The organism is Rathayibacter tanaceti (genome assembly GCF_009834165.1).
In the GTDB taxonomy this organism is placed as follows: domain Bacteria; phylum Actinomycetota; class Actinomycetes; order Actinomycetales; family Microbacteriaceae; genus Rathayibacter; species Rathayibacter tanaceti.
Window position 1 is genome coordinate 2720845 of sequence record NZ_CP047186.1, and the last position, 19939, is coordinate 2740783.

Consider the following 19939-nt stretch of genomic DNA (forward strand, 5'->3'; position numbering starts at 1 on the left):
CACCGGGGGCGCGGCCGGGCCGGCCGGCGCGGGTCAGGTCGAGAGCGCGGCGACCACGGAGGCGACCCGGCGCGCCCGGGTCTCGGCCGCCTTCGCTCCCTCGACCGCTCCGACGTGGGCCTTGCGCGCACTCGGCGAGAGCGCCGCGAATCGCTCCACCGCGCCCGCCTCCGCCAGTGCCGATGCCAGATCATCGGGCACGACGACGAGGCGGGGAGTGGCGTCGAGCTCGAGCTCGACCTCGATCGCGTCGCCCCCGGCGAGCCCGGTCTCGCGGCGCTTGTCGGCCGAGAAGGGGATCAGGGCCCGCCCCTCCCTCGCGCCGACCGTGCTGGTGAAGCGGTAGCCGTTGACCGTGACGGCGACGGCCGGCCGCTTGCCTCCGCCGAGAGCCTCCAGGACCTCGGGCGGCACCTCGATGCCGGTGTTGCTGCCGATCGCGAAGAGGGTCGTTGTGAACTGCACAGCACGAGGATGGCACGGACTCTCACGCGGCGCGCGGCCGATGGTCGTACCGGCGCCGGCCACCGCCTGAGCCCTCAGCAGTCCCGGGTGTCGGGATCGCCGAGCGAGGAGCGCACCGCGTCGACCGTCATCCGGCCCTCCGGGTCGAGGCGGGTCAGCATGCGGGCCATGATCTCGGCCAGCTGTGGGATCTGCTCGACGTCGAGGGGATCGATGACGTCGGCGAGAACCGTCGCGACGTGACCGGGCGCCGTCTCGACGATCTTCTGCAGGCCCGCCTCGGTGAGCACGGCGTTCGTCGCGCGGCCGTCGGAGGCGCACGGTCGCCGCTCCAGGTAGCCGCGGGCCACGAGTCGCGTCACCACGTGCGAGAGCCGCGGGAGGGTCGCGTTGGTGCGCGCGGCGAGCGTCGTCATCCGCAGAGCGCGCTCCGGAGCCTCCGAGAGCATCGCCAGGGTGAGGTACTCGAAGTGGGTGAGCCCCGCGTCGCGCTGGAGCTGCGTGTCGAGGGCACCCGGGAGAAGCTCGACGACAGCGATGAAGCGCAGCCACGCGTCGAGCTGATCCGGCGTCAGCCAGCGGGTCTCGGGCCTGCTCATCCCCCGAGTGTAGTCAGTGGTTGCCGCGACAAGTAAGTCCCCGCTCACCGCAGTCCGCCGTGCCGGGCGATCCGGAACCGGCCCTCACCCGACTCGACACCACGGCGACCCGCCGATTCGGGTTCCCGTGGATCGCCGTAGCCGACCGCACCCCGCCCCCTCGAACCCGCCACCCCGCCACGAGGACAGCGCGAGCGGGGCGGGGACCCGAGCAGAGCGTCACACCACGTCGTCGCTCAGGTCGATCGGGGTGCCGAAGCGGTGGTTGGTGATCGAGATCGCCTGTTCGCGGAGGAACGGCAGCAATTCCACTCGTCCGGCGGGCGTGACCGGGTCGGCGTAGATCACCGTGTCGAGCGCGCCTCCGATCGCCTCGGCGAGCGCGGTGGCGAGCGGCACCCGGGAGCCGTCGGCGCGTTGCAGCGGCACCGGAGCGCCCGTGCTGCCTCGTGTCACTCCGGCGACCACATCGGTGAAGGAGCCGGCGGTATCGGCGGAGCGCCGCACGACAGCCTGTTGCTCAGTGGGCTGGGATGAGGGTTCGGCGCCGGTGTAACCGTCGACGCGGTCCGAGACGATGTCGCCGATGATCCGGATGCGGTTGGCCGTGATGCGGCCGGCCGCGGCCCGCTCGAGCCAGTGGGCGTCGGTCTCGACGACGATGCGCGGGACGAGGCCGGCCATCTCGGCGAGCTCGTCGCCCGAGAGCATCTGCCGCACCTGCGGAGGCAGCGGCACGGATGTCGAGATGTCCATCCGCGAGCGTGTGAGCAGGCCCGCGGCGATCACCCGGAGGAGTTCGCCGAGGTCGCCACCGTCGGCCAGGCGCAGAGCGACCGGCACCCGGAGATAGCGGAACAGGTTGCGCTCGACTCCGACCTTCGAGATGTCGGTGACCACGCCGAACTCGGTCGCCCAGGCGAGCTGGTCCGAGAGCGCGGAGCGGCGCAGGAGGTCGAACTGCTCGAACCGGAGCGAGGACTGAGCCGCCTCGATGAACTGGCGGGCGCGGTCGTCGAGGCCCCGCAGGTGCAGCGTCGAGGAACTGCGGGCCGGCGATGGCTTCCACGAGCCGAGGCCGATCAGGTGGTTCGGCCCGCCGGCTTTCGCTCCGCCGCCGACGGAGGAGCGCTTCCACCCGCCGAACGGCTGGCGCCGCACGATCGCGCCGGTGATGCCGCGGTTGATGTAGAGGTTGCCTGCTTCGACGGAGTCGATCCACAGCGCGAGCTCATCGGGGTGCAGCGAGTGCAGGCCGGCGGTGAGGCCGTAGTCGGTGCCGTTCTGCATGCGGATCGCGTCCTCGAGAGTCGCGGCGTGCATGATCCCGAGCACCGGCCCGAAGAACTCGGTGAGATGGACGTAGCTGTCTTCGGTGACGCCGTCGCGCACGCCCGGCGACCAGAGCCGACCGCTCTCGTCGAGGCGCCGCGGCTCGACCAGCCACGACTCGCCGCCGCCGAGCGCGGTCAGCGCGTGCAGGAGCTTGCCGGTCGGCTCCTCGATGAGCGGGCCCATCACCGATGTCGGGTCGTCGGGGTAGCCGACGCGGAGCGAGGTGACTGCATCGACGAGCTGGGCCCGGAAGCGCTTGGATCGTGCGACCGATCCGACGAGGATGACCAGCGAGGCGGCGGAGCACTTCTGCCCCGCGTGGCCGAAGGCGCTGCGCACGATGTCGGCCACCGCGAGGTCGTAATCGGCGTGCGGAGTGACGACGATCGCGTTCTTGCCGCTGGTCTCGGCCTGGAGAGCGAGGTCGGGCCGCCACGAGCGGAACAGACTCGCGGTCTCGAAGGACCCGGTGAGCAGCACCCGGTCGACGAGGGGGTCGCTGATGAGCGCGCGGCCGAGCTCGTCTTCATCGAGGTCGACCAGCGCGAGCAGCTCCTGCGGTACGCCCGCGTCCCAGAGCGCCTCGACGAGCACGGCGGCGCAGCGGCGCGCCTGCGGGGCGGGCTTCACCACGACTCCGGAGCCGGCGGCGAGCGCCGCGAGGATCGAGCCGGCGGGGATCGCGACGGGGAAGTTCCACGGCGGCGCGACGACCGTGAGCCGCTCGGGCACGAAGGTCGCGCCGCCGACGACGTCGAGCTCACGGGCACGGGTGGCGTAGTAGTGCGCGAAGTCGATCGCCTCGGAGACCTCGGGATCGGCCTCGGCGATCGTCTTGCCGGTCTCGGAGGCCATCACCTCGATCAGGCGGTCGCGGTTGGCGGCCAGCGCGAGCCCGGCGCGGTCGAGCACGGCCGCGCGGTCGTATCCGAGCCGCTCGCCCCACCGCTCTGCGCGGTCGGAGACGGTGCGCAGCACCTCCTGCAGCTGGGCCTCGGTGCTCACTCGCGCCGCGTCGGCCGTGCTCGTGCCGATGGTGGAGCCGGCGATGCGCTCGATGATCAGTCGCGCCCAGCGGCGGTTGCCGGGGAGTGCCGGATCGGTGTCGGGCTCGTTGCGGAAGCCGGTCGTGGCCGCTGCCGCACCGGAACCGCGGCTGAGACCGAGGACCGCCTGGGTCAGTCCCGCCGCCGCCGGGTCCTGCGCGCGCTCGCCCGCGCGGGCGTGCTCCTGCACCAGTTGGCGACCCGAGCCCGAGGACCACTCGCGGAGTCGGTCCTGCGTGCGACGGGAGCCGGGCGCCTCGTCGTCGAGGGCGTCGAGGGAGGAGCGGAACCGGCCGAGCTCCCGCTGCAGCACCTCCTCGTCGTCGAGCTCGAACACCGCCGAGAGGAAGTTCTCGGGACTGGCGTTCTCCTCCAGCCGGCGGATGAGGTAGGAGATGGCGACGTCGAACTCGTGGGGATGCACGACGGGCGTGTAGAGAAGAAGGCGTCCGACGTCCTCGCGGACCGCGCGGGCCTGACCCGTCGCCATGCCGAGCAGCATCTCGATGTCGACCGCCTCGGCCACGCCGCGGTCGTTCGCGGTCAGCCACGCCCAGGCGAGGTCGAAGAGGTTGTGACCGGCGACACCGATTCGCACCGCGTCGGTGTGCTCGGGCCGCAGCGCACGGTCGAGGAGCCGCTTGTAGTTCGTATCGGTCTCCGCCTTGCTGCCCACGGTCGCGAGCGGCCAGTCGTGCAGGGCCGCGTCGACGCGCTCCATCGCCAGGTTGGCTCCCTTGACCACGCGCACTTTGATCGGCGCTCCTCCGCGGGCTCGCCGCTCGGTCGCCCACTCGGTCAGCTCGTGGAGCACGCGGAGGGAGTCGGGCAGGTACGCCTGCAGGACGATGCCCGCCTCGAGCTGGAGCATGCCCGGCTGTTCGAGGAGACGTCGGAACACCGTGACCGTGAGATCGAGATCGCGGTACTCCTCCATGTCGAGGTTGATGAAGGTGGGCTCGGGACTCGACGCGGCGGTCTGGTAGAGCGGAGTGAGGCGCTCGACGACGCGGTCGACCTCCTCCTCGAACGCCCACATCGAGAGCTGGCTCACGACGCTCGAGACCTTGATGCTCACGTAGTCGACGTCGGGGCGCTCCAGCAGGCTCCGGGTGCCCTCGAGGCGGCGCCGCGCCTCGCGCTCGCCGAGCACCGCCTCGCCGAGGAGGTTCAGGTTGAGGCGGTCGCCGTCCTCGCGGAGCGCCGCGAGGGCGGCGCCGAGGCGCGCCTCCGACGCGTCGACCACGAGGTGCCCGATGAGGCGCCGCAGCACGCGGCGGGCGGCGGGCACGACGACCCACGGCAGCACCGGGCCGACGGCGCCGCCCGCGGTGATGGCGGCGCGCAGGTAGGAGGGGAGGAAGGCGGGGGTCTTCGCGGTGAGCGCCGCCAGGTTCTCGGCGGCGACCGTCAGGTCTTCGGGGCGGGCGACGCCGTCGACGAAGCCCACGGTGAAGTCGAGACCGTTCGGATCCTCGAGGACCCCGGCCAGGCGCTGGGCGGCCGGCTCGACCGGGAACTCGCGGCTGCGCGCCAGCCAGCGGCGCACCAGCGCCTCGACCCGCTCGGTCATCGGCAGGTCGACGGAGTCGAGCGGAGTCGGAGCAGCAGGCTCTCCGTCGGACACCGGCTCCGCGCTCGCGACGGGCTCCTCCTCCGCGACGGGCTCCTCCTCGCCGCCGACCTCTGCCGGGTCTGCCGCCCCACGAGCCTCGACCTCCCCCACCGGCTCGTCCTCGACGACCGGTTCGTCATCGACCGTGGCATCCCCCTCGCCGTCGGCCCTCGTCGCGCTCTGCTCAGACGCCTCCTCAACGCCGTCGTCGGCGCCCTCGGGCTGCACCACGGCGTCGTCGGGCTCGCGCTCCGGGTCGCTGCCGGGCACACCTGAGGTCGTCGACTGCTCCATCCTTCGAGGCTAGGCCCGACTCGGCGCGCAGGCCGGGCGTGACGCGGTGCTCCGGCCGACTCCCGGCCGATCCCGGGCTGTGGAGGAGCGTCTCAGTGCCACCGATGATCCTGGATCGTCAGTCGAGGGCCGTGCCGGGGCTTCCTGGCCCCGCTGCAGCCGATCAGCCGGATGACCCGCTGCCGGTGCCCGCGCCACGGCTCGAGCAGCTCGAGCATCCCGTCGTCGTCGACACCCAGGCGCCCGCTCAGCGCGAAGCCGACGGAGGAGGCGAGGTGGTAGTCGCCGACGCTGACCGCATCCGGGTCGCCGTGCGCGCGCATCATCACCTCGGAGGCGGTCCACGGCCCGATCCCCGGCACCGATTGCAGCCGGCGGGCCACCTCCGCCCCTCCCCTGCCGAGTGCGAGGGTGCGCTCGAGGCCGGAGGCGACCAGCGCCGCCGTCAGAAGGGTGCGGGAGCGCCGGGGATCGACGCCCGCGCGGTGCCAATCCCACGAGGGGACACGCCGCCACTGCTCCGCACTCGGAGCCACGTGCAGCGCGACCGGGCCGGGGGCCGGCTCGCCGTGCAGCCGCACAAGCATGCGGTACGCACGCCACGCCTCCGTGCTGGTGACCTTCTGCTCGAGGATCGAGGGCGCCAGCATCTCGAACACCAAGTTCGCGCGGGTGAGCCGCAGACCGGAGGAGCGGCGGAGCACCTCCGCGAGCGGCGTGTGCGCCGAGAGGTCGAGGCCGCTCCAGTCGTCACCGTGGCCCAGCAGCTCGGGGACGTGATCGATCAGCCACTCGGCACCCTCGCCCCAGGTGCGAGCGTGCACCGAGCCGTCGACGGCCTGCCGCAGATGGAGCGTGCCGGGACCGAGCGGAGTGCGGAACGCCCGCCAGAAGCCGGAGGCGTCGATCAGCATCGTCGGATCACCCGAGCCGCGCAGCAGGGTGCGGATCGTGAGCGCGAGATCCACGGGCTCGACCGGCGCGTAGACCGTCGCCCAGGAGGGAGAGGACGCGGGAGCAGTGGTCGGCACGCAGCGATGCTAACCGCAGGGTCCGACATGGGCTGGAGGCGGTCTGCGCAGAGCCCCCATGCACCACGTGTTCGGAGCGACACGCCCGGCGGATTGGTCCAGACGGCCAGAACACATGCGCACGTCCGATCCACGGATTGCACTGGTCAGGAGCGAGATCCCGGGCGTAGCTTCGCGCTGTCGAGGCGGCGCTGAAGCCGCCCGGCACCCGCCTATCACTGGAGATGCGCACATGTTCGACACGACCTTCATCCGCACAGCGATCGCCCGGAGCTCCGAGACAGCTCTCGACCGTCGCCGTTTCTTCGAGGCCACGGGAGTCGCCGGTCTCGGCATCGGTGCCGCGGCCCTCGCCGCACCCACCGCCTCCGCCGAGGAGGTCGCTGCCAGCGGCCCCAGCGACGCCTCGATCCTCAACTTCGCCCTCAACCTCGAGTACCTCGAGGCCGAGTTCTACCTCCGCGCCGTCTACGGCAGCGGACTCGGTGGCTCGGACGTGACCGGCAGGGGCACGCCCGGCGGCGTCATCGGCGGCCGACCCGTCACCTTCACGACCCCGTGGCTCAAGAGCTTCGCCACCGAGGTCGCGAACGACGAGAAGGCGCACGTCAAGTTCCTCCGCGGGGCCCTCGGCACCGCCGCCGTCGCGCGCCCGGCGATCGACCTCAAGGCCAGCTTCACCGCGGCCGCCACGGCGGCCGGGCTGATCAAGCCGGGAGGAAGCTTCGACCCGTTCGCGAGCGAGGCCAACTTCCTGCTCGGCGCCTTCGTCTTCGAGGACGTGGGAGTCACCGCATACAAGGGTGCCGCTCCCCTCATCCAGTCGAAGACGTACCTCGATGCTGCAGCGGGCATCCTGGCGGTGGAGGCGTACCACGCGGGAGCCATCCGCTCGGCGCTCTACGCGGCCGACCTGTCGGACTCGGCGGGCAGGCTCTCGGATGCTCGGGACAGCCTCGACGGGAAGACCGACGTCGACCAGGGCGTGAAGGTCGGCGGCCAGGCGAACATCGTCCCGGCCGACGCCAGCTCGATCGCCTTCAGCCGGAACCCCGGCCAGGTGCTCAACGTCGTCTACCTCACCCCCAAGGCCTCGCGCACCGGCGGATTCTTCCCCCGCGGCGTGAACGGCGAACTCAACACCAGCCAGGCCAACTAGCGCGACGCATGATGACGGGCCCTTCCTCGAGGCGGCGAGGAGGGGCCCGTCGTCGTCCGCGTGCACATCCGTTCACCGTGTCCTCTAACCTGAGCGGGTGAAGATCGGGATCCTGACCTCCGGCGGCGACTGCCCAGGGCTGAACGCTGTCATCCGCGGGGCCGTCTACAAGGGCATCAAGGTGTACGACCAGGAGTTCGTCGGCTTCCGCAACGGCTGGCGCGGTGTGGTCGACGGCGATCTCGTGCCGCTGGGTCGGCCCGAGATCCAGGGCATCGCCAAGCAGGGCGGCACGATCATCGGCACCAGCCGGACGAACCCGTTCGAGGGCGACAACGGCGGTCCCGAGCGCATCGCCGAGATGATGGAGCGCAACGGCATCGACTCGATCATCGCGATCGGAGGCGAGGGCACGCTCGCGGCGGCCAAGCGCCTCACCGATGCGGGCCTCAAGATCGTCGGGGTGCCCAAGACCATCGACAACGATCTCGGAGCCACCGACTACACGTTCGGCTTCGACACGGCCGTCGGCATCGCGACCGACGCGATGGACCGCCTCCGCACCACCGGCGACTCCCACGGACGCTGCATGGTCGCCGAGGTGATGGGACGCCACGTCGGCTGGATCGCCCTGCACTCGGGGATGGCCGCCGGCGCGCACGTGATCCTCATCCCCGAGAAGCGCACCTCGATCGACCAGATCGTCGAGTGGGTGCAGAGCGCACAGGACCGCGGTCGCGCCCCGCTCGTCGTCGTCGCCGAGGGCTTTTCGCTCGACACGATGGACGACGCCCACTCCGAGCGCGGCCTCGACGCCTTCGGCCGGCCACGCCTGGGCGGCATCGGCGAGATGCTCGCCCCGATGATCGAGGAGCGGACGGGCATCGAGACCCGCGCCACGACCCTCGGCCACATCCAGCGTGGAGGCACTCCCACCGCGTTCGACCGCGTGCTCGCGACCCGCCTGGGCATGGCCGCGATCGACTCCGTCGTCGCCGAGCACTGGGGCCGCATGGTCGCCCTGCGCGGCACCGACATCTACCACGTCGACTTCGCCGAGGCGCTCGGCACCCTCAAGACCGTGCCCGACTCGCGCTACGAGGAGGCGCGCACTCTCTTCGGTTAGCCCGGCCGCCTCCGACGCGCACTCGACGGCGGGATCGGCCGGGCTCGGAGCAGGACCGCGACCCCGCCGGGTGTCCGCCCTCCCTGGGCGAGCGCCGCCGGGCTCAGCCCGTCGCACCGTCCGGGGTCGCAGTGGCGATGATCTGCGCGCGCGCGAGCGTGTGGAAGTGTGCGGTGAAGCCGAGGATCGCGGGAGTCGACTCCGGGTCGAGGTCGAGGGACTCGACGTCGAGGGCGTGCACCACGAAGAAGTAGCGGTGCTCGCGGTCCGGCGGCGCCGCTCCGACGAACTGGCGCAGCCGCATCTCGTTGGGGAGGGTCTGCGCACCCGCCGGCAGCAGCTCGAACCCGGCCGCGCCGGCGCCGGTGGGCAGCTCGGTGGTGTCGGCGGGGAGGTTGTACACGGCCCAGTGCCAGAAGCCTGAGCCGGTCGGCGCGTCGGGGTCGAACACCGTCACGGCGAAGCTCTTCGTCCCTTCCGGCGCTCCCGACCAGCGCAGGTGCGGCGAGACGTCCTCGCCACCTGAGCCCTCGCCGTAGTGGCGGGCGGCGAGTGGCCGGCCGTCGGCGATGTCGTCGCTCTCGAGCGCGAAGGTCGGCACCTCGCCGAGGCGGGCGTAGGGGTCGTAGGTCCAGTCGGACATCCGGGGTCTCCGTTCGGGAAGGGCGGGCGGGCGCCCACCTCCTCCAGCCTAGGAACCACTCGCTCCGCGCGCAGGGGTTGCCGGCGATCACGAGCCGAGATACCGCCCCGGCCGGTGATTGAACGCGAGGACCAGGTTGAGCACCACGACGCCCGCCGCCGAGAGGAGCACGTTGACGGGCGGGACCACCAGGAGCGCCGCCACGACGACGCCGGCGTCCAGCGCCATCATCACGTAACCGGCCCGCCAGCCCATCCGCTCCTGGGCGAGAAGGGCGAGGATGCTGAACCCGCCCAGGCTCGACCCGTGGCGGAACAGGATGAGCAGCCCGATGCCCGCGAGCACATCGCCGGTCAGCACGCCGTAGATCGGCTCGATGCGCAGGTCGCCGACGGCGAGCGGATGCAGGCCTGCCAGCAGCGAGACGAGGAGGATGGAGCACATCGTCCGGAGCGTGAAGCGCCAGCCCTTCTTCCACAGCGAGAGCGCGAGGAACGGGACGTTCACCGCCACGAGGATCACACCGAACGGGAGGTCGACCGGGTAGCCCAGCAGCAGCGCGAGGCCGGCCGTGCCGCCGGTGACCGCCTGACTCGAACGCAGCAAGTACAGACCGAGCGAGACGACGAACGCACCGGTGGCGAGCCCGAAGACATCTTCGAACCGCGAGTGCGGCACGGTGGTGGAGGGGTCGGGCACCCGACGATGCTGCCACACACCGCGCCCTCGACAGGACGTCCTCGTAGGATGTGCCGGTGCTGCCGAAGATCCTGCTGTTCTACCGCTTCGTGCCGTTGGCCGACCCCGAGTCCGTGCGGCTGTGGCAGCGTGAACTCTGCGAGTCGCTGGGGCTGCGGGGACGCCTCCTGCTCTCGTCGCACGGCGTGAACGGCACCCTGGGCGGCGAGATGGAGGCGCTGAAGCGCTACGTCCGACGCACCCGCGAGTACTCGGCGTTCCACGGGCTCGAGGTGAAGTGGAGCGACGGCTCCGGCCTCGACAACGACGGCCGCAGCCTCGACTTCCCCGGGCTCTCGGTCAAGGTGCGCGACGAGATCGTCTCGTTCGGCGCGCCGGAGGAGCTGCGGGTGGAGGCGAGCGGCGTCGTCGGTACCGCTCCCCGTCTCGCGCCCGATGAGCTCGACGCGCTCGTCGCCGAGCGCGAGGACGTGGTGCTCTTCGACGGCCGCAACGCGTTCGAGGCCCAGATCGGCCGCTTCGACAGGGCGGTGGTGCCCGGAGTCGCCAGCACCCGCGAGTTCGTCGAGCAGCTCGACTCCGGGGTCTACGACCATCTCAAGGATCGGCCCGTGGTCACCTACTGCACCGGAGGCATCCGCTGCGAAGTCCTCTCGAGCCTGATGACGGCGCGCGGGTTCAGCGAGGTATACCAGCTCGATGGAGGCGTCATCCGCTACGCAGAGGCACGCCGCGACCGTGGTCTCTGGCGCGGCGCGCTCTACGTCTTCGACGGCCGCGGCTCCGTCACCTTCTCACCGGACGCCGAGGTGCTGGGGCGCTGCGCAGGGTGTGCGGCGCCGACCAGCCGGATGCGCAACTGCCTCGATCCGGCCTGCCGCGCCCAGCTCGTCGTGTGCGCCGGCTGCGACGCAGTGTCGTGCGCCTCCCACTCGGGCCCTACGCTCGTCGCATGAGCATCGAAGCGCACGGACGCACCCTCGTCGACCTCCACACCGCCCCTGAGTTGCTGCAGGTGGTGAACGTCTGGGATGCGATCAGCGCCACCACGGTCGCCGCACTGCCGGGGACGCGGGCCGTCGCGACGGCCAGCCACTCGATCGCGGCGACCTTCGGCTACGAGGACGGCGAGCGGATCCCGCTGGAACTGCACCTGGGGATGATCGAGCGCATCGTCGCAGCCGTCGAGGTGCCGGTCTCGGCCGATCTGGAGGCGGGATACGGCGATGCGGGCGAGGCGGTGCGCCGCGCGATCGGCATCGGCGTCGTCGGCGCGAACCTCGAGGACCAGGCGAAGCCGCTTCCGCAGGCGCTGCGCGCGGTCGAGAAGGCCGTCGCCGCGGCCGAGGAGGAGGCGGTCCCCTTCGCCCTGAACGCGCGCACCGACGTGTTCCTGCGGGCCGGCGACCGCGACCGCGGCGAGGTGCTCGCGGACGCGATCGAGCGGGGCCGCGCCTTTCTCGATGCCGGCGCCACCTGCTTCTTCGTGCCGGGTCTGCTGACGGACGCCGAGCTGGAGTCGCTCGTCGGCGCTGTCGGCCGGCAGCGCGTCAGCGTCATCGGAGTCCCCGGCTCGCAGGCACCGGCGCGCTTGGAGGAGCTCGGCATCGCGCGCGTCTCGTATGGGCCGTGGACCCAGCGGGTCGCGCTGACCGCGCTGCAGGACGCAGCCTCCGCCCTCTACTCCGGAGGTGCACTGCCCGAGGGCACGCGCGCGCTGAACTGACTGCCCGCCCGCGGCCCGGCGGGCGTAGCGTGGGCCCATGTACCGAGCCATCGTCGTCGAGCGGCACTCCGACTCCGACTCCGAGACCCCGAACCGAGCCCGCCTCCTCGAGCGCGACGACCCCGACCGCTCCCACGGCGACGTGTCGATCGCCGTCGAGTACTCGAGCGTCAACTACAAGGACGCCCTCGCCCTCGCGGGCAGGCCCGGCATCGTGCGGCGGACGCCGCTGGTGGCGGGGATCGACCTGGTCGGCACCGTCGAGTACGCGGACGGCGAGGCGGCCGAGCGCTTCGACTCCGGCGACCGCGTGGTGCTGAACGGCGCCGGCCTCGGCGAGCGGCACGATGGCGGGCTCGCCGAGCGCGCCCGGGTCGACTCCTCCGCGCTGCTACGGCTGCCGGGGGCGATCTCGTCGGCTCGCGCGGGAGCGATCGGCACAGCCGGCTTCACGGCGATGCTCGCCGTGCTCGCGCTGGAGCGGCACGGCGTGCGCCCCGGCGCCGGACCGGTGCTGGTGACCGGAGCCTCGGGCGGCGTCGGCTCCCTCGCCGTCGCGCTCCTCGCCCGGCTGGGACACGAGGTGGTCGCCTCGACCGGCCGCATCGACGAGCACGGAGCGCTGCTCCTGCGCCTCGGAGCCTCGGACGTGCTCGACCGTGCGGAGCTCCAGGAGGGCGGCCGGCCGCTGCAGTCCGAGCACTGGGCCGGAGCCGTCGACTCGGCGGGTTCGCACACCCTCGCCAACGCCCTCGCGCAGACCCGCTGGGGCGGCACCGTCGCCGCCTGCGGGCTCGCCCAGGGGCCCGATCTGCCCGTCAGCGTGATGCCGTTCATCCTCCGCGGGGTGACGCTCGTCGGCATCAACTCGGTGGAGGCTCCGCGGACGCTCCGCGAAGAGGCGTGGCGCCGCCTCGCGCACGACCTCGACCTGGCGCTGCTCGACGAGCTGACGACGACCGTGCCGCTCGCTGGAGCCGTCGACTCCGCCGGTGCGGTGCTCGCGGGTCGCGCGCACGGACGGACCCTGGTCGACGTGCGGGCGTAGCCTCCGCCGGATGCTACTCCGCGGCCTCCGTCGCTCCGCTCGGCTCGGCCGAGGCGTGCCCGACGGAGGAGTCGGGGCGCGCAGTGCGCGGCTTCGCCGAGGTGCGCGGCGCGGCAGGAGTGCGCCGCGTCGGTTCGGGCCTGCGCGGCTCCTCGACCGTCCGGGGCTCGGCGATCGCGGGCGCGGGCTCCGCCTCTGCCGCGTCGCGCTCGGTAGCCGCCCGGGCCTGCTCGGCCACCTCGGGCACGACCACCAGATCGTCGGTCTCGATGACGGGGATCGCCGCGGTCGTCGTTCCGAGCTGCAGCGCTGCGATCAGCTCGGGGGCGTGCTTCGTGCTCACGATCAGGCGCGCGTAGTCCTCGTCGATCAGGTCGATCACGACCGCCGACGCGGTGCGCTTGATCAGCAGGAAGTCCCTCCCGCCGTGGAACTTCCAGGTGCCGGTCGCGATGGTGAGCGGAACAGCCGTGCCGGGTGCACTCACTCCGCGCACCCAGATCCACGGGTCCTCGGTGACCGTCGCCGAGCGGATGCTCGCCCGATCGACGACGACGTCGCCGCGGTGGAACGCGAGCAGGCGCTCGACTGCGGTCAGACGGAGTTCGAGGCGGTCGGGGAGCACGGTCACGACGGGCATGCCCTCTAGTCTGCCCCGCCGCCCGCCGCCGGGTCAGCGCTGGATCGCACAACTCCTCGCTCCCACGCCAGTCGGTGACAGCATGGGAGCATGCCGATGGACCCGCAGGAGGCACGCCTGCTCGACACGCAGCTCGCCGAGCGCCTGGCCGACACCCGCCTCGAGGCGGCCCGGCTCGACGAGTCCCTGGCCGAGCTCCTGCGCGACCGCGCCGACGGCACCGCCGACGACGAGCACGATCCGGAGGGCACCCCGCTCTCGGCCGAATGGTCGCGGATGGCCGGCGTCCGCGAGGCGCTGACCCGCTCCCTCCACGAGCTCGAGGCCGCCCGCGAACGTCTCGGCGCCGGCGGCTACGGCGACTGCGCCCGGTGCGGCCGCCCCATCGGGGCCGCACGTCTGACCGCTCGGCCCACCGCCGAGCTCTGCATCGACTGCGCGCGCCGAGCGGAGTCCCGCCGCCGCTGACCCGCCCTTCTGAAGGCCCCCACAGATCTCGGCATACGGAAACCCACGTTCTCCTGCGAGCATTCACATTCGGCCCACCACCCTCGAAAGGAGGGTGCTGCTCGCCGGCCCTCCTCCCCCTCCGCTCGAAAGGCACCCCTGCGATGACCGAAACGTCGACCGCCCGATCGCCCGGCACCCCTCCCGCCCCCGACCCACGGGCCTGGCGCTCACTGATCGTCCTTCTCGCGGGAATGTTCATCGCCTTGCTCGACACCACGATCGTCAACGTCGCACTGCCGACGATCCGCACGACCCTCGACGCCTCGGAGTCGACGCTCTCGTGGATCATCTCGGGCTATGCGCTCGCCTTCGGTCTCGCACTGATCCCGGCAGGCCGCCTCGGCGACCGCTTCGGCCACAAATGGGTCTTCGTCAGCGGAGTCGCCCTGTTCACGGTGGCCAGCTTCGCCTGCGGTCTTGCGGCCGACGACGCGCAGCTCGTGATCGCGCGTGTCGTCCAGGGACTCGCCGGCGGCGTGTTCGTGCCCGCGGTCAACGCCTACATCCAGCTGCTGTTCCGCGGCCCGTCGCGCGGCAAGGCGTTCGCCGTGATGGGGGCGGTGCTCGGAGTCTCGTCGGCACTCGGACCGATCATCGGCGGTCTGATCATCCAGGCCTTCGGCGACGAGAACGGCTGGCGACTGGTCTTCTGGGTGAACCTGCCCATCGGCGTGGCGACCCTCGCCGCCGCGGCACTCCTGCTCCCCTCGCGCCGCGACCTCGAGCCCGGCGACCGCGCACCGAGCGGAGGCGTCGACTGGCTGGGCCTGATCCTGGTCTCCGGCGGGCTGGTCGCCCTGCTCGTGCCGCTCATCCAGGGCGAGGACGAGGGCTGGCCCCTCTGGACCTTCCTCTCGATCGCCGGCGGAGTCGTCCTCCTGGCGGCGTTCGGCGCGTGGGAGGTGCTCTACGTCCGCCGCGGGCGCGCACCGCTGGTGCCACCGTCGTTGTTCCGCCACCCCGCCTTCACCGGAGGCGTGATCCTGGCGCTGGTCTACTTCGCCGCCTTCACGAGCATCTTCTTCACCATCTCGCTGCTCTGGCAGTCGGGACTCGGCCGCACCGCCCTCGAGTCCGGCCTGGTCTCGATCCCCTTCGCGATCGGCAGCATCATCAGCTCGTCGCAGAGCAACCGGATGACCGTGCGGCTCGGCCGCACCGTCCTGGTGATGGGCAGCGCCCTCCTGGCCGTCGGGCTCGGCTGGGTGTGGCTGGTGCTGCTCACTGCGACGCCGGACTCGATCACGAGCTGGCAGCTCCTGGTGCCGCTGCTGATCGCGGGCCTGGGTAACGGCTTCTTCGTCGCGCCGAACGTGCAGTTCATCGTCTCGACCGTCGATCCGCAGGACGCGGGCGCCGCGAGCGGAGTGATCTCGGCGATCCAGCGGATCGGCTCAGCCGTCGGCATCGCGGTCATCGGCAGCGTGCTGTTCGGGAACCTCGTGATCACCGGACCGGACACCGTCGCCTCGGGATTCCTCGACGCCGCGGCGCCGGCGATGCTGCTCAGCGCGCTGATGGCGGTCGCCGCGTTCGCCCTGGTGTTCGTGCTGCCGAGGTCGGTCTCCCGGCAGGGCTGAGCCCCGAGTGCGGGCCGCCCCCTGCAGGGCGGTCCGCCCGCTACGCTGCCGCCGCCGCTGCCCTTGCCGCCGAGGGCAGCGCGTCGACGATCCGCCCGATCGCCGCGTCGTCGTGGGCGGCCGACACGAACCACGCCTCGAACACCGACGGCGGCAGCGAGACTCCCGCGTCGAGCATCGCGTGGAAGAACGCCGGATAGCGGAACGCCTCCTGCGCCTGCACCTCGGCGTAGTCGCGCACGGGCCGGCCGAGATCGGTGAACACGAAGCTGAACAGGCTGCCCGCCGTCTGCACCGTGTGCGCGACCCCCTCCGCCGAGAGCGCCGCCGAGACCTCGCGCTGCAGCGTCAGCGCCGTCGCGTCGAGGGAGGCGTAGACCGCGTCGTCCGCGAGCTGCAGCGTGCGGATGCCCGCTGCCACCGCGACCGGGTTTCCCGAGAGCGTCCCCGCCTGGTACACGGGCCCGAGCGGAGCCAGGTGGTCCATCACGTCCGCGCGGCCGCCGAGGGCCGCCACGGGCATCCCTCCGCCGATGACCTTGCCGAAGGTGTACAGGTCGGCCCGGTACGGAGCCGCGGACCCGCGGTTCTCGAGCGCCCACCATCCCCCTGCGCTGACCCGGAAACCGGTCAGCACCTCGTCCATGATCAGCAGCGAGCCGTTCGCGTGCACCAGCTCGGCGAGGGCCGCGTTGAAGCCGGAGGTCGGCGGCACCACTCCCATGTTGGCCGCCGCCGCCTCGGTGATCACCGCAGCGATCTCCTGGCCGCGTTCGGCGAGCACCGCGCGGACGGCGTCGAGGTCGTTGTAGGGCAGGACGATCGTCTGCGCCGCCGTCGCCTCGGTCACACCGGCCGACGCCGGCAGCGAGAGCGTCGCGAGGCCGGAGCCGGCGTCGGCGAGGAGTCCGTCGGAGTGGCCGTGGTAGTGGCCGGAGAACTTGATCAGCAGGTCGCGACCGGTGACGCCGCGGGCGAGGCGGATCGCCGTCATCGTCGCCTCGGTCCCGGTCGAGACGAGTCGCAACTTCTCGATCGGCGACACTCCCCCGGCGGTGATCCGCGCTTCGACGAGTTCGGCCAGCTCGGTCTCGGCCGGCGTCGACGCCCCGAACGAGAGCCCGCGGGCCGCCGCCTCCTGCACGGCCCGGACGACCTCGGGATGCGCGTGCCCGAGCACCGCCGGCCCCCAGGAGCAGACGAGGTCGACGTACTCGCGCCCGTCGGCATCGGTGATGAAGGGACCGGTGGCCGAGACCATGAAACGCGGGGTCCCGCCGACCGAGCGGAACGCCCTGACCGGCGAGTTGACGCCTCCGGGGATCGCGTGCCGGGCACGCTCGTACAGGGTGTCGTTCGCCGAGGGAGTCACCCTCCCACGATACGTGGCCTACCTCAGCAGGTCCCGCGCGATCTCGACCGCCCAGTACGTCAGAACGGCGTCCGCGCCGGCCCGGAGGATCCCGGTCACCGACTCGAGGATCGCGGGCTCGCGCGAGATCCAGCCGTTCGCGGCGGCGGCCTCGATCATGGCGTACTCGCCCGACACCTGGTAGGCCCAGACCGGGACGTCCGAGACGGAGGCGACGTCCGAGAGCACGTCGAGGTAGCTCATCGCGGGCTTCACCATCACCACGTCGGCGCCCTCGGCGAGATCGAGGGTGGCCTCGCGCAGGCCCTCACGGCGGTTCGCCGGATCCTGCTGGTACGTGCGCCTATCGCCCTCGAGCGTCGACTGGACGGCCTCGCGGAAGGGACCGTAGAAGCTGGAGGCGTACTTCGCCGAGTAGGCGAGGATCGCCGTGTCGAGATGCCCGGCTCCGTCGAGCGCGGCCCGCAGGGCGCCGACCTGCCCGTCCATCATCCCCGAGAGGCCCAGCAGGTGCGAGCCCGCCTCCGCCTGCGCGAGTGCCATCTCCTCGTAGCGGAGCAGAGTGGCGTCGTTGTCGACGCGGCCTCTCGCGTCGAGGACCCCGCAGTGGCCGTGGTCGGTGAACTCGTCGAGGCACAGGTCGGTCTGCACGACGAGCGCGTCGCCGACCTCCTCGACGACGACGCGGGTCGCCGCGTTGAGCACCCCGTCGGGATCCGTCGCCCCGGACCCGTCCGCGTCGCGGGTGGTCGGGACTCCGAACAGCATCACGCCGCCCAGGCCCGCCTCCGCCGCCTCCGTCACCGCGCCGCGCACGCTGTCGAGCGAGTGGTGCAGCACGCCCGGCATCGAGGCGATCGGGCGGGCCTCGGTGATCCCCTCGGCGACGAAGAGGGGGAGGATCAACTGGGCAGGGTGGATGCGCGTCTCCTGCACGAGTCGGCGGAGGGCGGGGGTGGTGCGGAGGCGCCGTGGGCGGTGGACGGTCATGCTCTCCAGCGTAATCCCGCCGCGCCGGGCGCCTCCCGGGAGCGCACCTCCGCACCGCTCGGCGACACACGTTCTCTCCCGATCGGGCCGCCGGGCGCACGCACACCGCCTTCGACCACGCCCTGGCGACCGGTCGGGTCCTTGCCTGCGTCGAGGGTGTCTCTGGACGCCGGCGCAGGGGCGACGACGCAGCGTCGGCCGAGCCGCCGTCTCCCCCGCCATCGCGGAGGACACGCACTCACGGCCGACGGCGCAACGGCGCAGATCAGCGGGGGGCGCGCTCGGAGGCGACGGCGGCGACCGCGGAGATCAGGGAGGAGGCGGACCGCTCGTCGGCGACCACGTCGACACGCAGACCGGAGGCACGCGCGTCCTTCGCCGTCTGCGGACCGATCGCTGCGACGAGGGTCGACTCCGGCACCGGGCCCAGCTGCTTCTGCACCTGCTCGGCCACGCTGCCCGAGGTCACCAGGATCGCGTGGACGGCACCGCTGGCGACGTCCGCGATCACGCGCTCCTCCACCGGCACGCCCACCGTGCGGTAGGCGACCACCGAGCGCACGTCGTGCCCGATGCGGGTCAGTCCCTCGGTGAGCAGCGGCTTCGCGATCTCGGAGCGCAACGTCAGGACCCGCAGCGGATGCCTGCCGCCCGTCGCCTGCTCCCACTCCGCGAGCAGGCCGCGGGCCGAGTTGTCCTCGGAGGGGACGAGATCGACGGTGTAGCCGGCCGCAACGAGCGCGGCGGCGGTGGTCTCGCCGACGGCCGCGACCTTCGTGGTCGGCGGAACGGTCGTGCGCAGGAGGGACAGCACATCGACCGTCGTCGCGCTCGTGACCGTCATCCAGTCGAAGGCGCCCGACTCCAGATCGGCGAGGGCCTGCTCGAGGGCGGGGAAGTCGTCCGTCGGCGCGAAGTTGATCATCGGCGCGACGACGGGCGAGGCGCCCTTGGCCCGGAGAGCGGCGGCGACACCGTCTCCCCACGGGCCTCCGCGGGGGACGAGGACACGCCACCCCTGCAACGGCTTCTCCCACTGGGAGTAGGCGGCGGGGACGATCACGACGGGGCTCCCAGTGGTGCGAGTTCGGCGGCACCCGCACCGAGAAGCGCGTCAGCGAGCAGGGAGCCGCAGCGGAACGCGGCTTCGACGACGGGCAGTTCGCGACCACCATACTGCGGATCGGCGCGGTGTCGACCCTCGCTGACCGAACCGTTATCGACCGGCTCCGCCACCTCCCGTGCGAGGGACGCAGTGCCGTCGATCGCGAAGACGACTCCGCGCAAGACGACCCGGTCGCCCTCGACGACGGCGGTCGCTCCGATCGGCGCGGCGCACCCGGCTTCGAGGGAGGCGAGGAGGGAGCGCTCCGCCGTGATCGCCGCTCGCGTGCGCAGGTGCTCGACCGCCTCCAGGGCCGCACGCAGCTCAAGCGTCGGCTCCTCGTCGCGGACCTCGATCGCGAGGGCGCCCTGGCCGGGTGCGTGCGGAGAGACGTCGAAGTCGAGCAGCTCGGTGATCGCGTCCACGCGGCCGAGTCGTCGCAGTCCGGAGAGGGCGAGCACGATCGCATCCAGCGGCGACTCACTGGCGGGCAGCACCCGCCGCAGCCGCGTGTCGATGTTGCCGCGGATGTCGACGATCTCGAGGTCGGGGCGCGCGGCGAGCAGGGCCGCACGCCGGCGCGGGGAGCCGGTGCCGACGCGGGCGCCTGCGGGCAGGGTCGCCAGAGTCAGGCCGTCGCGCGCGCAGAGGGCGTCGCGCGGGTCTTCCCGCTCGGGCACGGCGCCCAGCAGGATCCCCTCCACGGCGGCGGTCGGCAGATCTTTCAGCGAGTGCACGATCGCATCGCACTGCCCGGCGAGCAGGGCATCACGCAGGGCACTGACGAAGACGCCGGTGCCGCCGAGCGAGGCGAGCGATCCGCGCATGCGGTCGCCGTCCGACTCGATCCGCACGAGTTCCACGGGGACGCCCGCGGCGGTCGACATCAGATCGGCCGTCATCCGGGTCTGCGCCACCGCGAGCGCGCTCGCGCGGGTGCCGACTCGGATGCTCAC

General features: G+C 72.4%; 18 protein-coding genes. 7 read left to right on the forward strand and 11 right to left on the reverse strand.

The genetic code is table 11. The features are described 5' to 3' along the window. Window positions 1-33: 33 nt before the first annotated feature. The 4 genes from GSU10_RS12830 to GSU10_RS12845 form a co-directional block, all read right to left on the reverse strand. Window positions 34-465 carry a YdeI/OmpD-associated family protein gene (locus GSU10_RS12830; RefSeq protein ID WP_068213146.1) on the reverse strand — a complete coding sequence of 144 codons (432 nt, stop codon included), beginning with the start codon at window positions 463-465 and terminating at the stop codon, window positions 34-36. Window positions 466-539: 74 nt separating this feature from the next. Beyond that, on the reverse strand, window positions 540-1064 hold the full coding sequence (locus GSU10_RS12835; RefSeq protein WP_068213143.1) for a MarR family winged helix-turn-helix transcriptional regulator: 525 nt from the start codon (window positions 1062-1064) through the stop codon (window positions 540-542). Between the two features lie 219 nt (window positions 1065-1283). Next, on the reverse strand, window positions 1284-5018 hold the full coding sequence (locus GSU10_RS12840) for a proline dehydrogenase family protein (protein WP_132505070.1): 3735 nt from the start codon (window positions 5016-5018) through the stop codon (window positions 1284-1286). 428 nt (window positions 5019-5446) lie between these two features. Then, complete coding sequence (locus GSU10_RS12845; protein WP_068212583.1) at window positions 5447-6385, reverse strand: DNA-3-methyladenine glycosylase family protein; 939 nt, start codon at window positions 6383-6385, stop codon at window positions 5447-5449. A gap of 232 nt (window positions 6386-6617) precedes the next feature. Here GSU10_RS12845 and GSU10_RS12850 point away from each other — a divergent pair, with 232 nt between their 5' ends. Together GSU10_RS12850 and GSU10_RS12855 are read left to right on the forward strand one after the other, a co-directional pair. After that, the gene (locus GSU10_RS12850) at window positions 6618-7544 is read left to right on the forward strand and encodes a ferritin-like domain-containing protein (protein WP_068212580.1); all 927 of its coding nucleotides are present in this window, start codon (window positions 6618-6620) and stop codon (window positions 7542-7544) included. Window positions 7545-7641: 97 nt separating this feature from the next. Beyond that, complete coding sequence (locus tag GSU10_RS12855) at window positions 7642-8670, forward strand: 6-phosphofructokinase (protein WP_068212577.1); 1029 nt, start codon at window positions 7642-7644, stop codon at window positions 8668-8670. 103 nt (window positions 8671-8773) lie between these two features. On the opposite strand, the gene GSU10_RS12860 is transcribed toward GSU10_RS12855, so the two are convergent. Beyond that, on the reverse strand, window positions 8774-9313 hold the full coding sequence (locus tag GSU10_RS12860; RefSeq protein ID WP_068212574.1) for a YbhB/YbcL family Raf kinase inhibitor-like protein: 540 nt from the start codon (window positions 9311-9313) through the stop codon (window positions 8774-8776). A gap of 87 nt (window positions 9314-9400) precedes the next feature. Further along, window positions 9401-10012: a YitT family protein gene (locus tag GSU10_RS12865; protein ID WP_236713682.1), complete on the reverse strand. Its 612-nt coding sequence runs from the start codon at window positions 10010-10012 to the stop codon at window positions 9401-9403. Window positions 10013-10071: 59 nt separating this feature from the next. Between GSU10_RS12865 and trhO the strand changes: the two genes are divergently transcribed. From trhO to GSU10_RS12880, 3 genes are read left to right on the forward strand one after another with little or no spacing between them, the layout of a single operon-like run. Further along, window positions 10072-10968 carry an oxygen-dependent tRNA uridine(34) hydroxylase TrhO gene (gene trhO / locus GSU10_RS12870; RefSeq protein ID WP_461786696.1) on the forward strand — a complete coding sequence of 299 codons (897 nt, stop codon included), beginning with the start codon at window positions 10072-10074 and terminating at the stop codon, window positions 10966-10968. Continuing rightward, window positions 10965-11738: an isocitrate lyase/PEP mutase family protein gene (locus GSU10_RS12875; protein WP_068212557.1), complete on the forward strand. Its 774-nt coding sequence runs from the start codon at window positions 10965-10967 to the stop codon at window positions 11736-11738. The genes trhO and GSU10_RS12875 overlap by 4 nt, the downstream gene beginning before the upstream one ends. Window positions 11739-11775: 37 nt before the next feature. Further along, the gene (locus GSU10_RS12880; RefSeq protein ID WP_132504988.1) at window positions 11776-12786 is read left to right on the forward strand and encodes an MDR family oxidoreductase; all 1011 of its coding nucleotides are present in this window, start codon (window positions 11776-11778) and stop codon (window positions 12784-12786) included. A 13-nt stretch (window positions 12787-12799) separates the two neighbouring features. On the opposite strand, the gene GSU10_RS15340 is transcribed toward GSU10_RS12880, so the two are convergent. Further along, entirely contained in the window at window positions 12800-13426 is a 627-nt protein-coding gene (locus GSU10_RS15340; RefSeq protein WP_199220859.1) for a hypothetical protein, read from the reverse strand. A 90-nt stretch (window positions 13427-13516) separates the two neighbouring features. Here GSU10_RS15340 and GSU10_RS12890 point away from each other — a divergent pair, with 90 nt between their 5' ends. Continuing rightward, window positions 13517-13894, forward strand: a complete 378-nt coding sequence (locus GSU10_RS12890) for a TraR/DksA family transcriptional regulator (protein WP_236713537.1) — start codon at window positions 13517-13519, stop codon at window positions 13892-13894. Between the two features lie 143 nt (window positions 13895-14037). After that, on the forward strand, window positions 14038-15516 hold the full coding sequence (locus GSU10_RS12895) for an MFS transporter (RefSeq protein ID WP_068209027.1): 1479 nt from the start codon (window positions 14038-14040) through the stop codon (window positions 15514-15516). A 40-nt stretch (window positions 15517-15556) separates the two neighbouring features. Here GSU10_RS12895 and hemL read toward each other — a convergent pair whose 3' ends face one another. From hemL to hemC, 4 genes are all read right to left on the reverse strand, one after another. Continuing rightward, window positions 15557-16888 (reverse strand): glutamate-1-semialdehyde 2,1-aminomutase, encoded by a 1332-nt coding sequence (gene hemL, locus GSU10_RS12900; protein ID WP_068209030.1) that lies wholly within the window; start codon window positions 16886-16888, stop codon window positions 15557-15559. Window positions 16889-16906: 18 nt separating this feature from the next. Next, entirely contained in the window at window positions 16907-17878 is a 972-nt protein-coding gene (hemB, locus tag GSU10_RS12905) for a porphobilinogen synthase (RefSeq protein WP_132504990.1), read from the reverse strand. Between the two features lie 265 nt (window positions 17879-18143). After that, on the reverse strand, window positions 18144-18938 hold the full coding sequence (locus GSU10_RS12910) for a uroporphyrinogen-III synthase (protein WP_068209083.1): 795 nt from the start codon (window positions 18936-18938) through the stop codon (window positions 18144-18146). Continuing rightward, entirely contained in the window at window positions 18938-19885 is a 948-nt protein-coding gene (hemC, locus tag GSU10_RS12915) for a hydroxymethylbilane synthase (protein WP_236713541.1), read from the reverse strand. The genes GSU10_RS12910 and hemC overlap by 1 nt, the downstream gene beginning before the upstream one ends. Between the last annotated feature and the right edge of the window lie 54 nt (window positions 19886-19939).

What these genes read in the sequence shown, in the direction of transcription:
- GSU10_RS12835 (WP_068213143.1), bottom strand. Translation starts at nt 1,064, where the DNA reads ATGAGCAGGCCCGAGACCCGCTGGCTGACGCCGGATCAGCTCGACGCG.
- GSU10_RS12840 (WP_132505070.1), bottom strand. Translation starts at nt 5,018, where the DNA reads ATGACCGAGCGGGTCGAGGCGCTGGTGCGCCGCTGGCTGGCGCGCAGC.
- GSU10_RS12850 (WP_068212580.1), top strand. Translation starts at nt 6,618, where the DNA reads ATGTTCGACACGACCTTCATCCGCACAGCGATCGCCCGGAGCTCCGAG.
- GSU10_RS12860 (WP_068212574.1), bottom strand. Translation starts at nt 9,313, where the DNA reads ATGTCCGACTGGACCTACGACCCCTACGCCCGCCTCGGCGAGGTGCCG.
- GSU10_RS12875 (WP_068212557.1), top strand. Translation starts at nt 10,965, where the DNA reads ATGAGCATCGAAGCGCACGGACGCACCCTCGTCGACCTCCACACCGCC.
- GSU10_RS12880 (WP_132504988.1), top strand. Translation starts at nt 11,776, where the DNA reads ATGTACCGAGCCATCGTCGTCGAGCGGCACTCCGACTCCGACTCCGAG.
- GSU10_RS15340 (WP_199220859.1), bottom strand. Translation starts at nt 13,426, where the DNA reads ATGCCCGTCGTGACCGTGCTCCCCGACCGCCTCGAACTCCGTCTGACC.
- GSU10_RS12890 (WP_236713537.1), top strand. Translation starts at nt 13,517, where the DNA reads ATGCCGATGGACCCGCAGGAGGCACGCCTGCTCGACACGCAGCTCGCC.
- GSU10_RS12895 (WP_068209027.1), top strand. Translation starts at nt 14,038, where the DNA reads ATGACCGAAACGTCGACCGCCCGATCGCCCGGCACCCCTCCCGCCCCC.
- hemB (WP_132504990.1), bottom strand. Translation starts at nt 17,878, where the DNA reads ATGACCGTCCACCGCCCACGGCGCCTCCGCACCACCCCCGCCCTCCGC.
- hemC (WP_236713541.1), bottom strand. Translation starts at nt 19,885, where the DNA reads ATGACGGCCGATCTGATGTCGACCGCCGCGGGCGTCCCCGTGGAACTC.